The organism is Lysinibacillus sp. G1-3 (assembly GCF_056322905.1).
Map to the genome: position 1 here is coordinate 165,036 of NZ_JBWHYQ010000004.1, position 13,259 is coordinate 178,294.

Here is a 13,259-nt window from a genome sequence, read left to right on the forward strand (position 1 = left end):
ATGTATAAAATGAGTCGTTTGTTTCAAGCTATGAAAAAAAGGAGTGATGATAGTGCGTTTAGTAAGCATAATTTTTGCTTTGATTTTGGGGGTTAGTATATTTGCTATTCCGCAAAATGATGCCATTGCATTTACCGAGCAACAAATTTCTCGTGGTGCTTATGGAGAGGATGTAATTGAGCTACAAGCAAGGCTACAATACTTAGGATTTTATAAAAGTAAAATTGATGGCAAATTTGGCTATAACACATATTGGGCTTTACGTAATTTTCAAGAAAAATATGGTTTACCAATAGATGGAGTAGCTGGTGCTAAAACTAAAAAAGCTTTATCAGGTTATTCAGATTACGATGAAGGATGGGTCAAAGCGCAATTAAATGCAGGAAATCAATTCACCTATTTTGGTGGAGTTCCACTTGATCAGCAAGTGAAAGCAAACACTGGCGGCGGCGGTGGCGGTGGCGGTAAAAGCAGTGGTAGTAGTAATAATAATGGTACTCAAACTCAAATACCTCCAAAATATACTGACAGAGATATTCAGTTAATCGCGAATGCTGTTTATGGTGAAGCTAGGGGAGAGCCTTATGAAGGGCAGGTAGCAGTAGCGGCTGTTATTTTAAATCGTTTAGAGAGTCCTGATTTCCCAAATACTATTTCAGGTATCATTTTCCAACCGCTAGCCTTTACTGCGGTGGCAGATGGACAAATTTGGCTTGAACCAAACGAACGTGCAAAAGAAGCGGTTCTTGATGCTATGAATGGATGGGATCCTTCAGAAAATGCACTTTATTATTTTAATCCGAAAACAGCTACAAGTAAGTGGATTTGGTCAAGACCTCAAATTAAACGAATTGGAGAACACATTTTCTGTTCATAGAAAGGAGGAAAACAAATGAGAACTATGCTCGTTATACTCACTGCGGCAGTTATTGGCTTAGGGGCATATAGCATTAATATGTACGGAGAAAATAAAAGTTTACAACGTACTGTGCTAGCTCAGTACACAGATAATTTAACGGATGCATCTGAAAAATTATCGCATCTACAAAGAGCTGTTTCACAATCTCTATTGTTTCGAGATGATCAAGCGATTCACAATGAGTTAGATTCTGTTTGGCGACTAAGCTCTGACGTTCGAACGTCTATGTCTAATATTCCTATCGGGCAGGAAATGTCGAACGACTGGCTAAATTACTTAGGGCGCCTCGGAGATGAGGCAAAGAAAACATCTAAAACAGGTGATTACCAAGCTTGGCGAGAAAAAATGCCACAAGTCTCTACAAATTTACAATCTCTTTCAGATGAATGGTCAGCTGCAACAGTAGATTTTTATAAAAATAACGGTAAAATGGATGTCTGGTTACGACAAGTAGATACGAAGAACCCTAATACAACATTTGATAATGTGCAAAAGACATTAAAGGATTACGGCGAAAAAGATTTCCCGCTTACATTAAGTGAATCGGATTGGCAGAAAAAAATAGAACTTAAAGCATTGCAAGATTCAGTCATTACTGAAAAAGAAGCATTGGAAAAAGTAAAACAATTATTCCCTATCATAAAAGATGCAACATTTACTGTTACAAAAAGTAGCGATACTGCACCATATCCGTTTTATCATATCCAATTCCACCAAGGCATTCGTTTAGGATATGTTGATTTAACAGAAAAAGGCGGGCATTTAATTTCCTACTTAGTGGAACGTCCGGTAGATGAAGCAAGGGTATCGCAGGATGAAATTATGAAAAAAGCTGAAGAATATGTAAAAAGACTTGGAATGAATGATGTTGCATTTGTGGAAACTCGTGAAAATCATCAGGCATGGCATGTGACATTTGCACGGGTTCACCCTGGTGATAATGCATTGGTATATGCGGATGGGGTGCAATTAAAACTTGCTAAGGATACAGGCGAGTTACTTGGTGCAAATGCGATGGAATATATTCAGGAAGAGACGATTAAACAACAAACAGCAAAACCAATTGATTGGAAAACTTTCTTCGATGCCGACGTGAAAGTAGAAGAAGTAAGAAATATTTATACAGATAATGGTCAATTTGAACAGCGCCTTTGTTATGAGGTAATTGCGGTACGTGATAAAAATACGCAAGAAACGTTCAGAATTGTTATTGACGCAGAAAATCACAATGTTTTAAAAGTGGAATATTTAACGTAATCTAAGAAAAAACTACCAGTTTTTATATAGCCAGAATGGGCATCTCATGCGATAATAAAGTATATTTGTGTTCGAGGAGATGCTCATGGAAATAAAAATTGGTACTCAATTAGAACTTGAACCAACTTATACAGAGAGTGTTGAAAAATTTCGCTGTAAAGTTGTAGAACAAACTGAAAATATTATTTATATCGATTATCCAATAAATGTTGCCACAAACAAAACAGCTTTTTTAATAGATGGATCTGAATTTAGAGCAACTTTTCACACGGATGATAAACTATCATTTGCTTTTAGTACTGAAGTGGTTGGGCGTAGAGCTGGTAACATTCCTATGATTATGTTGCATTGTCCAAAGGAAGATGACTTTATTAAAATTCAGCGTCGTGAATATGTACGTGTGGAAACGCCTGTAGATATAGCGATACAGTTTCAAGATGCCAAATATCAGCTAGTAACAACGGATATTAGCGCAGGTGGATTGGCAGTTCTCTTGAAAGGGGTAATTAATTTCCAAGCTGGTGATGATGTTCAGTTAACAATCGTTTTACCATATGCCAACGGAGATGTTAAATACGTGATTACGGATGCGACGGTTGTTCGTATATTCGAAAAAGATGCCCAAAAAATTGCCACTATACAACTAACAGATACTGATGATGTAGACCAACAGCATATTGTTCGTTTCTGTTTTGAACGTCAGTTAGTGAATCGTCGTAAAGAAATAAATCCTTTTGATGATTAATTTTTTCGCTTATTAATTGTTTTCTCAACCGCTATAGGTGGGTGAGATGAATGCGGATTTAAGCTGCTTTTCAGCGGATGTCCAAAAACCCGCAGAAAAAGAGGAACTCGGTTTAACAACGCCACGTCCAGTGAAATTTTACTGAAATGACCGATATCATTCGTCCCTCATGCAGGACTAATCACAAAGTAGATTCTGAAGCAATTATGCCGAGGAATAATTGATAGGAAGTTTACACACCTTCAACTCGAGTAGTAATTAGATTTTAGAAAGCCCTCTCCTTGAAGAGGGCTTTTTTATGATACAATATGGTGTGATAGAAAGTAGGGGGAAATATGAAGAAAAACATTCAAATTGCGATTGATGGACCGGCTGGCGCTGGGAAAAGCACAATCGCAAAAATCGTTGCAGAGGCACTTGAATTTACTTATATCGATACAGGTGCTATGTATCGTGCTGTCACGTATAAAGCAATGCAACAAAACATACATTTAGATGATGAAACAAAATTAGCAGAAATGCTTGCATCTAGCACAATTGACTTAAAGCCTTCTTCTCAAGGACAACTTGTCTTTTTAGATGGAAAGAACGTTTCTGCTGAAATTCGATCAAATGAGGTCACTTCATCTGTTTCACAAGTAGCAGCTCATGCTAAAATACGCGAACTATTAGTAAAACAGCAACAAAAGCTGGCAGCTAATGGCGGTGTAGTGATGGATGGGCGCGATATTGCTACACATGTATTAAAAAATGCAGAACTAAAAATATTTATGTCTGCAACTGTAGAAGAGAGAGCAAGACGTCGTTTTATTGACAATCAAAAGCGAGGAATTGAATCTACCGTTGAAAAGCTTCAAGAAGAAATTGCCCTGCGCGATAAAATGGATAGCGAGCGTGAAGCATCACCACTAATTCAAGCAGAAGATGCCATATTTTTAGACACGACAGCATTGTCAATTGATGATGCAGCACAGGCCATTTTAAAATTAGCGCAAGAAAAAATGCTGTAAATCCGAAAATTTCAGACAATTTTTTGAATTTAAAGGATTTATTTTTGTCTTTGTCTTCAATATCGAATAAAATAGTAAGGGAAGATGCGAAGGAGGGTTACATATGTCTGAAGAAATGAACAATGTAGAACAAACGTTTAACGAAGGTGATATCGTCAAAGGTATTGCTGAGCAGGTTGATGAAAAAGCGGTAACTGTTTCGATCCCAGGTGCACCATTTGACGGTATTGTACCGATAAGTGAATTATCAAGCTTACACATTGAAAAAGCGTCTGACGTCATCTCTGTCGGAGATGAGTTGGAGTTGATGATTACAAAGGTTGAAGAAGAAAACTATGTATTATCAAAACGTAAAGTAGATGCTTTAAAAGCATGGGATACACTTGAGCAAAAATTCAACGCAGAGGAAATTTTCGAAGCGGAAGTAAAAGATATTGTTAAGGGTGGTCTTGTCGTAGATTTAGGGGTACGTGGCTTCGTTCCTGCATCCCTAGTAGAAGACTACTTTGTTGATGATTTTGAAGACTATAAAGGTAAGTCTCTTAACTTTAAAATTGTTGAGCTTGATAAAGAAAAAAATCGCTTGATTTTATCACACCGTGCTGTAGTGGAAGCTGAAAAAGCTTCTCAAAAGAAAGATGTTATTAACCAAATTAAAACTGGCGATGTTTTAGACGGTAAAGTACAGCGTATTGCATCATTTGGTGCCTTTATTGACCTTGGTGGTATTGATGGCCTTGTTCATATTTCACAAGTGTCTCATGAGCATGTGAGTGATGTGAGTGAGGTTTTATCAGAAGGACAAGAGGTGAAGGTGAAAGTCCTTTCTGTAGACCCAGCAAATGAGCGTATTTCATTATCTATTAAAGAGACGATACCTGGTCCTTGGTCGAACATTGAAGAGCGTGCAGCTAAAGGTACAGTGTTAGATGGAAAAGTAAAACGTCTTACTTCTTTCGGAGCATTTGTGGAAGTTTTCCCAGGAGTAGAAGGTTTAGTGCATATTTCGCAAATCGCGCATAAGCACATTAATACGCCTCATGAAGCTTTAAAAGAAGGACAAGAGGTACAGGTGAAAGTGCTTGACGTAAATGCTGCAGATGGCCGTTTAGCATTAAGCATTAAAGATTTACTTGAAAATCCTGAGGCAGAGGAAGTAATCGACTATGAATTACCAGAAGAAAACACAGGTTTCTCTTTCGGTGATGTCATTGGCGATAAGCTGAAAAACTTTAAATAAACTTGACAAGCGAGGATACGGTTTGTGTCCTCGCTTTTTTATGGAGGAAACGGATAGAAAAGCCAAAACGATGGGAAGAACAATCAAAGTAAAACGGATAGAATAAATCAGACTCGAAGATAATTACATCACATCGAACATTCAAACAGCTCAGCCGAAATGATATAAAAATTTCTAAATAGACTTAAAGAACGGTACATAGCGCGCACATTCATGGATATGATATGATATAATGGCATTTTTCGTGTATAATAGCGAAAGACAAGAAGTTGGAAGGATGAAGTACAGATGACGAAACCAGTAGTAGCCATCGTAGGTCGTCCGAACGTAGGTAAGTCGACGATTTTTAATCGTATCGTTGGAGAACGTGTCTCGATTGTGGAAGATATTCCAGGCGTTACACGCGACCGTATTTATAGTTCGGCAGAGTGGTTAACACATGACTTTAATATTATTGATACAGGTGGTATTGAGATTGGGGACGAGCCGTTTTTAGAACAAATTCGTCAACAAGCGGAAATCGCCATTGATGAAGCGGACGTTATTATCTTTATGACAAATGGTCGTGAAGGTGTAACAGCTGCTGATGAGCAAGTAGCTAAAATTTTATACAAAACAAAAAAACCGGTCGTTTTAGCAGTTAATAAAATTGATAACCCGGACATGCGCGAAATGATTTATGATTTCTATGCGCTTGGCTTTGGTGAGCCTTGGCCAATTTCTGGTTCTCACGGCTTAGGCTTAGGGGATTTATTGGACGAATGTGCTAATCATTTCCCTAAGGAAGATGAAGAGCAATATGGAGAAGAGGTTATTAAATTCTCGTTAATTGGTCGTCCAAATGTCGGAAAATCTTCGTTAGTAAATGCATTTTTAGGCCAAGACCGCGTTATTGTGAGTAATATCGCAGGGACTACTCGAGATGCTATTGATACTCCGTATGTGTATGATGATCAGGAATATGTCATTATTGATACGGCAGGTATGCGTAAAAAAGGGAAAGTATACGAAACGACAGAGAAATACTCTGTATTACGTGCATTACGAGCAATTGAACGTTCTGATGTTGTTTTAGTCGTTCTAAATGCAGAAGAAGGCATTCAAGAACAAGATAAAAAAATTGCAGGCTATGCGCATGAAGCAGGAAAAGCTGTTGTCATCGTAGTTAATAAATGGGATGCTATTGAAAAAGACGAAAAAACAATGAACGTCTTTACACAGCAAATCCGTGAGCATTTCTTATTCTTAGACTATGCACCGATTATTTTTGTATCGGCCAATACAAAGCAGCGTGTACATCAAATTTTACCGATTATACAACGTGTAAGTGAAAACCATGCAATGCGTATTCAATCATCTATCCTTAATGAGGTGATTGAGGATGCTGTGGCACGTAACCCAGCACCAGCTGATAAAGGACGCCGTCTTCGTATCTACTATGCTACTCAAGTTGCGATCCAGCCACCGACATTTGTCGTATTTGTTAATGAACCAGAGCTAATGCATTTCTCTTACGAACGATTTTTAGAAAACCGTATCCGAGAAACATTTGATTTTGAAGGAACGCCAATTCGATTAATTTCCCGTGCTCGTGCTTAGGAAAAATATACACATACAATACGCCAGCCCGACAATATTGTTGGGTGGCGTCTTTTTACAAAAGAGCAAAGTATAATTTTCTCTAGCATTTTTCGTAACTAATAAGAGTGAATTGTTTTTCTTAACAAGGGAGGATTTTGAATGGAAAAAGTTTGTGTGTTAGGAGCAGGCTCGTGGGGTACAGCACTTGCGATGGTGCTTGCAGAAAATGGGCATGATACACTTTTATGGACTCATCGAACAGATCAAGCTGAAGAAATAAACAACCAGCATACTAATAGAAAGTATTTGCCTGAAACTGTACTGCCGACAAATTTGTATGCGACAAGTGATATTGCTAAGGCAGTTGCTCATTCGGAAACAATTATCGTAGCAGTGCCAACTAAGGCTATTCGAGAAGTATGTGAAAAAATGTGCGTAACTCTCGATAAAAAAATACTGTTTGTGCATGTATCGAAGGGAATTGAGCCTGATACATTAAAACGAATTTCAGAAATTTTAGAAGAAAGTCTACCTGCAGAATTTGTAGAAGAAGTTGTAGTACTATCAGGTCCAAGTCATGCAGAGGAAGTTGTCTTACACCACCCGACAACGGTTACAGCAGCTTGTGCAAACATTGAAGCCGCAGAAAAAGTGCAGGATTTATTTATGAACCAATATTTCCGTGTCTACACAAGCAAAGATGTGATTGGCGTAGAAATTGGTGGCGCATTAAAAAACGTAATTGCATTAGCGGCAGGTATTTCAGACGGATTAAATTATGGTGATAATGCTAAAGCGGCACTTATTACTCGAGGCTTAGCTGAAATTTCACGTCTTGGTGTTGAAATGGGAGGGAATCCATTCACATTTTCAGGACTTTCAGGCATGGGGGACTTAATTGTAACATGTACAAGTGTACACTCTCGTAATTGGCGCGCAGGTAATTTATTGGGGCAAGGAATGAAATTACCAGAGGTACTCGATCAAATGGGCATGGTTGTTGAGGGGGTACGCACAACAAAAGCGGCATATCAGCTAGCAGAGAAATATGATGTTGCTATGCCAATCACTGCGGAGCTTTATAGTGTTCTATTTAATAATATCGAACCAAAAATAGCGGTTGATACATTAATGATGCGTATGAAAAAACCAGAAATCGATGACATGATATACTAAATTAATGGAAATGGATAAATAAGGTTAATCAATATACCTAATCTATTTGATTAGTTTTGTCATAAAATGGACATAAATAAGGTGTCTCAGAGAATATCTGAGACGCCTTATTGTGTGCTTTTAATTAATTATTTTAAACAGGATGTCCATTTAACTTCTAGCAAAAGTCTCCTACCTCTATAGACGGTGGTATGATACGGTTTTAAGCTACTTTTCAGCGGATGTCCAAACAACCGCTGAAATAAAGGAACCCAGTCTAAGAACGCCACGTCCTGTGGCAATGACTGAGTGACCAACATCATGTTGGCCCAAAGCCAATTTCGGACGCAATTAGGCCGTGGCATAATTAATTGATAGTTATTGGACAACTATTTCTTTTTAGCGAAAGCACATAGTATAATATATTTTGATTGTTTCGTGACGTTGTAGAAAGGTGGTTGTTTTAAATGGGTCCGTTAGCACATTTACCTGCGCTTGATGTAATGTGGGTATCGTTTTATTGTATTGGCTTTTTGATTATATCTATTGGTTTAATTTATCTCGGTCGTAATAAGATTTCGAACGTTTTTTTACGTACAATCGTAAATTTAATTGCATACATACTGTTTGGACTTGGCACATTTTTAATGGTTCTAATTGTAGCCACATGGCCAGCATAAAAATGATGAGGTGGAAGTGACATGAAAAAACTAAGTGCTTTTCTTTTGGTAATTGTAACCGCTGTACTTCTAGTAGGTTGTGCATATCCAGAAGACGAAAAAAGGGCAAAAGTAGTGCCGGATGCTGATAATTTAGCTGCGGTTCAGCGTGCGGTTGATGAATATCGTGAAGCAACTGGTGGACTAGTTCCAATTAAAAATAGCGAGCAAGATACAGATATATATATAAAATATTTAATTGATTTTGAAAAATTAATGCCTAAATATCTTGCGCAAATTCCTGGGAACGCCTATGAAAAGGGTGGGGTTTTCCAGTATATTATTTGGGAACCTGAAAATGAAGCTAAAGTAAAATTGGTAGATTTAAATGCCGCAGAGCGAATTCGTGAAATTAATATTCGTAAACTTTCAAGCGAATATTTACCGATAAAGGGTGTATCTTCTGATAATGTATTTCAAATTAACTTTGAAAAATTGGGGTATAAAACAGATGTAACTGTGAAGAGCCCTTATTCTGGTGCTGAATTACCAATATTTATGACAGGCGATGGCGAAATGCATGTCGACTATTCAGTAGATTTAGGGCAACTACTAAAAGAAGAAAAGCATGATGTAAAACCTGGAGATGATATTCGTCAGCTACTTATCGATAAATATCCAGTAGTGCCAGCTTATTCATTACCATATACAGTAGATGAAAAAGGTGAGCCGATTTATTTTATGGACGCCTATAATAGTGACGCAAAAAAAGCTAGAGAAAAATTAATTCAAGAGTATGAATCCAAAAATAAAAATGATTAGTCAATAAGCTCCTTACATTTGTGAGGGGCTTTTCATATTTATCTAACCGATCGCATATAGTGAAAAAGCGTAGATAAAGGAGGCAGAAACCTTGAGTGAAGCAGTATTTAGAGAAATTGCAGAGCGCACAAATGGCGATGTTTATATTGGTGTTGTCGGTCCAGTACGTGTAGGTAAATCAACATTTGTAAAAAAGGTTATGGAATCGGTCGTGTTACCAAATATTGTGGATGAAACAGAAAGAATGCGTGCACAAGACGAGTTGCCACAAAGCTCGCCGGGGCCAGTCATAATGACTGCTGAGCCGAAGTTTGTGCCTGCCCAAGCAACACGTATTGCTGTCGGTGAAGATGAAATGACCTTCCAAATTCGTTTAGCAGATTGCGTTGGTTATGTCATTGACGGTACAAAGGGCTATGAGGATGAAAATGGTCCGAAATTTGTGCATACACCTTGGCATACAGAGCCTATCCCTTTCCAGGAAGCGGCGAAAATAGGCACGGATAAAGTAATTCGTGACCATGCCAATATTGGAATTGTTGTAACAACAGATGGCACGGTCAATGGTATAAGTCGTCGTGCGGCGGAGAAGGCTGAAGAGGAAATTGTAGAGCAATTAATGGATATTGGAAAACCTTTTGTTATTGTATTAAATTGCCAAATGCCAGCTCGGGAGGAAACGGTGCAGCTTCGAAATGAGCTATTTGAGCGCTATAATGTTCCAGTAATTGCCATTTCTATTGATCAAATGCGCGCATCTGATATTCAGTATATTTTGCAAGAAGCATTATTTGAATTTCCAATTCGAACAATTGAGGTGGAAAAGCCAGATTGGTTAGATGTTTTAGATGCAACACATCCATTAAATGTTGCATTAATTGATTCGATGGAAGAAGTGTTGTCATCTATTATGAAAATTAGAGATGTGCAGCAGGCGTCAGATGCTTTTAAAGCCATTGATTTTATTGATCAAAGTGAAGTGGTACATGTGGATGCTGGTATTGGAACTGCGGTCATTCGAGTATCATTACAAGGCGAGCTATATAAGTCGGTTTGTAATGAATGGCTAGATGAACCAATTGAGACGAAGCGTGATTGGCTACTCTTTATTAAAGAGGCGGCAGAAGCAAAAGAGGCACAAAAACGCTTTAAAACTGCTATTAGTCAAGCAGATTCGACTGGTTATGGTGTCACATTGCCAATGATGCAGGAGTTTGAACCAACAGCACCAGAACTCATTAAACAAAATAATTTTTATGGTGTGCGTATGAAGGCAAAAGCGCCATCATATCATATTATTCGTGTAGATATGGAATCAGAATTCGCGCCACTAATAGGCTCAGAATTCCATAGTCAACAATTACTTAAGGACTTAAATCATGCTTATTTACATGATCGTGATGCTTTATGGAACACGCAACTTTTTGGAACTCCGCTTCATGAAGTGTTAAAAGAAGGAATACGCTATAAAATGGATGCAGTTCCAAATACAGCTAAAAAACGGATGCGACAAACAATTGAACGTATGGTGAACGAAGGCGATAGAGGATTAGTTACATTTATTTTGTAGTGATAAAAAGAAAAATAAAGCGCAAAAAAATACTACAGGGCTTTTCGTTCTTATGCGAAAAGTCCTGTTATTTTTGTTTTTTGGGTGAAAAACTAATTTTTTGGTTATAATCATGAATGAATACAGTTGCGTAGCGGTTTTCTATGTGTTAATCTTTTTACAGAATTGGTTCATGACCCTTTGAGAGGAGGTGAATGGTGTGAATAAAACAGAATTAGTAAACTCTGTTGCTGAAGCTGCAGGTCTTTCTAAAAAAGACGCTTCTAAAGCAGTTGAAGCTGTATTTGATACAATTCAAGATGCTCTTGCAAAGGGTGACAAAGTACAATTAATTGGTTTTGGTAACTTTGAAGTACGTGAACGTGCGGCTCGTAAAGGTCGTAACCCACAAACTGGTAAAGAAATCGAAATCGCTGCTAGCAAAGTACCTGCTTTCAAACCAGGTAAAGCGCTTAAAGATGCTGTAAAATAATACACGTCTAGTAGTTACATAGAGCAGTCTTCATGTATACGAACATGGAGGCTGCTCTTTTTAACTTATTTCAGCGAGTGTTGCATAGATAACTGTACATAGAAAGATCACATAAACGTCAGTGTAAGCAAAATAGATTTCCTATGCACAATGTAGGTCTATCGATGAAAGTCGAGATTTATTTTTTGAAACTTGTAGATATACTTAGTAGGTTGGGCTGGAGAAAGGGCATCTCCTTAGAGGGTCACTGTCGCTGGGACGCAAGCAAGTTGGGGGACGAATGCTAAAATCATCATATTTGTCATGACCTTTCGCAGAAAAAAACTGTCAGCACGACTTCTCGAGAAAGAAGCGTCCTGTCGGAATGGTCAACCTGACGTCATTATGATGAGCTAAAATTTGCAAAATATACTACTAATTAGTAAGTGTGAAGTGGCGATTTTGCTTATATCGTGTTGAATTTCTTTTGAATCAAGTAAGTCATTTTGCGCTTACCTTTTGGATATGCTACGATGCATAAGGAAATGTGTAATGTATTGATACGCAGGAGGGTTTTTACGGATGTCGAATGTTGATTTATTGAAAATAGAAGAAGCAGTAAAAATGATATTAGAGGCGGTAGGCGAAGATGTAAATCGTGAAGGTTTACTCGATACACCAAAACGTGTAGCAAAAATGTATGCAGAAATGTTTAGTGGCTTACATGAAGACGCAAAAGATTATTTTAAAACAGTGTTTCATGAAGACCATGAGGAATTAGTACTTGTAAAGGACATTCCGTTTTATTCGATGTGTGAGCATCATCTTGTGCCTTTTTACGGAAAAGCGCATGTCGCATACATACCAAACGATGGCATTGTTGCTGGACTAAGTAAATTAGGACGCGCAGTAGAAACTATTGCTCGTCGTCCGCAATTACAAGAACGTATTACCTCTTCAGTGGCAGAGACAATTATGGAAATGCTCTCTCCGAAAGGTGTTTATGTAGTGATTGAGGCAGAGCATATGTGCATGACGATGCGAGGGCTTAAGAAGCCTGGATCTAAAACTGTGACATCGGTTGCACGTGGTATTTACGAAGAAGATGAAGTAAAACGTAGAGAAGTTTTATCATTTATTCAAATGTCTTAATATGCATGTCTAATTATGTTATGATGGACTAAGAATTTGTCGGATTTAAGGAGTGTAAAGACAATGTCACAAGATTATATTGTTATTCAAGCAGAGGAAGATGGCGTGCATGTAATCGGTTTAACTCGAGGTACAGATACAAAGTTCCATCATTCTGAAAAATTAGATGCAGGCGAAGTTATGATTGCTCAATTTACTGAACATACATCTGCCGTGAAAATACGTGGGAAAGCACAGATTCATACAGCTCATGGTGTTATAAATAGCGAAACGAAAAAGTAATGAAGAACAATGACAGGCAGAAGTGCTTTGGATTTGTGTTGATGGCAAATTAGTGATGCACATATAAATCGACTAAATGTGTAAAACTGTTTTTAACTTCTTTCAGCAATTGTCTTTATGTAGCGAAAGCAAAGCGTCAGCTGCAATTGTCTTTATGTAGCGAAAGCATCAGTGCAACGACGGGTACAGAAACGTTAAAGCTTTCGGATGTCATGGAATCGGAATGGAGTTCAATAAAGGTTGTTAGCTCTAAGATCATCGTATTCATGTGATAACGGCTAACTGACCCGTGGTATTACTGAAATGATCGACATCGTGTTGGACTAAGCACAAAGCCGATTCCGGAATCGATTATGTCGAGGTATGTTTGATTGGGGAAACTCTACTGCCTGTCATGTTGAATAAAGCAAAAAATT

Annotated in this window: 13 protein-coding genes; all 13 read left to right on the forward strand. The window is 38.0% G+C overall.

What is annotated here, in order from left to right; all coding sequences use genetic code 11:
• Positions 1-52 precede the first annotated feature (52 nt).
• Positions 53-877, forward strand: a complete 825-nt coding sequence (gene sleB, locus ACVYAD_RS05585) for a spore cortex-lytic enzyme (protein ID WP_476425152.1) — start codon at positions 53-55, stop codon at positions 875-877.
• 15 nt (positions 878-892) lie between these two features.
• A complete protein-coding gene (locus tag ACVYAD_RS05590; RefSeq protein WP_349661176.1) occupies positions 893-2,176 on the forward strand; it encodes a PepSY1/2 domain-containing protein in 1,284 nt (427 codons plus the stop codon).
• Between the two features lie 85 nt (positions 2,177-2,261).
• A complete protein-coding gene (locus ACVYAD_RS05595) occupies positions 2,262-2,921 on the forward strand; it encodes a flagellar brake protein (protein ID WP_349661177.1) in 660 nt (219 codons plus the stop codon).
• A 335-nt stretch (positions 2,922-3,256) separates the two neighbouring features.
• Positions 3,257-3,931 (forward strand): (d)CMP kinase, encoded by a 675-nt coding sequence (cmk, locus tag ACVYAD_RS05600; RefSeq protein WP_349661178.1) that lies wholly within the window; start codon positions 3,257-3,259, stop codon positions 3,929-3,931.
• Between the two features lie 103 nt (positions 3,932-4,034).
• Positions 4,035-5,171, forward strand: a complete 1,137-nt coding sequence (gene rpsA / locus ACVYAD_RS05605; protein WP_349661179.1) for a 30S ribosomal protein S1 — start codon at positions 4,035-4,037, stop codon at positions 5,169-5,171.
• Between the two features lie 288 nt (positions 5,172-5,459).
• Positions 5,460-6,770, forward strand: a complete 1,311-nt coding sequence (gene der, locus ACVYAD_RS05610; RefSeq protein WP_349661180.1) for a ribosome biogenesis GTPase Der — start codon at positions 5,460-5,462, stop codon at positions 6,768-6,770.
• 141 nt (positions 6,771-6,911) lie between these two features.
• Positions 6,912-7,928: an NAD(P)H-dependent glycerol-3-phosphate dehydrogenase gene (locus ACVYAD_RS05615; RefSeq protein WP_349661181.1), complete on the forward strand. Its 1,017-nt coding sequence runs from the start codon at positions 6,912-6,914 to the stop codon at positions 7,926-7,928.
• A 446-nt stretch (positions 7,929-8,374) separates the two neighbouring features.
• Positions 8,375-8,587: a DUF2768 domain-containing protein gene (locus ACVYAD_RS05620; RefSeq protein ID WP_079559903.1), complete on the forward strand. Its 213-nt coding sequence runs from the start codon at positions 8,375-8,377 to the stop codon at positions 8,585-8,587.
• 21 nt (positions 8,588-8,608) lie between these two features.
• A complete protein-coding gene (locus tag ACVYAD_RS05625) occupies positions 8,609-9,388 on the forward strand; it encodes a hypothetical protein (RefSeq protein ID WP_476425157.1) in 780 nt (259 codons plus the stop codon).
• Between the two features lie 91 nt (positions 9,389-9,479).
• Complete coding sequence (gene spoIVA, locus ACVYAD_RS05630; protein WP_349661183.1) at positions 9,480-10,958, forward strand: stage IV sporulation protein A; 1,479 nt, start codon at positions 9,480-9,482, stop codon at positions 10,956-10,958.
• A gap of 199 nt (positions 10,959-11,157) precedes the next feature.
• Positions 11,158-11,430, forward strand: coding sequence for an HU family DNA-binding protein (locus tag ACVYAD_RS05635; protein ID WP_004232618.1), 273 nt, complete (start codon positions 11,158-11,160; stop codon positions 11,428-11,430).
• 561 nt (positions 11,431-11,991) lie between these two features.
• Complete coding sequence (folE, locus tag ACVYAD_RS05640) at positions 11,992-12,561, forward strand: GTP cyclohydrolase I FolE (RefSeq protein WP_079559906.1); 570 nt, start codon at positions 11,992-11,994, stop codon at positions 12,559-12,561.
• A 63-nt stretch (positions 12,562-12,624) separates the two neighbouring features.
• Entirely contained in the window at positions 12,625-12,843 is a 219-nt protein-coding gene (gene mtrB / locus ACVYAD_RS05645) for a trp RNA-binding attenuation protein MtrB (protein WP_197141420.1), read from the forward strand.
• Positions 12,844-13,259 lie beyond the last annotated feature (416 nt).